Source organism: Pseudomonas sp. EL_65y_Pfl2_R96, assembly GCF_963970905.1.
Lineage (GTDB): Bacteria > Pseudomonadota > Gammaproteobacteria > Pseudomonadales > Pseudomonadaceae > Aquipseudomonas.
Window position 1 is genome coordinate 1 of record NZ_CAXAQH010000460.1, and the last position, 255, is coordinate 255.

Annotated in this window: 1 pseudogene; it reads right to left on the bottom strand. The window is 56.5% G+C overall.

Going from position 1 to position 255, the window contains the following annotated elements:
• Nucleotides 1-52 precede the first annotated feature (52 nt).
• Nucleotides 53-255, bottom strand: a pseudogene (locus tag AACY49_RS31570) (transposase); the annotation flags it as partial.

A 255-nucleotide genomic window follows, 5' to 3' on the forward strand; every position in this document is an offset into this window, starting at 1 on the left:
AGCTGCCGAACCAAGCGATACGTTACTTCAGCTCGCGGGCAAAGAAGGCGGTAGCCTTTTTTAATACATCGTTATCCATCTTGAGCTGGCGATTTTCCTGCTCCAACTGCCGGATACGTTGTTGCTCAGCAGTCAACGGTTTGCCGATTCCGACATCTCCCAGCTGTTCAGCCTCGTACTGCTGCACCCAGCGCCGGACGGCGGTCTCACCAATATTCAGGTCGCGGCAGACCTGCGGAACGGCCAGTCCCTGGT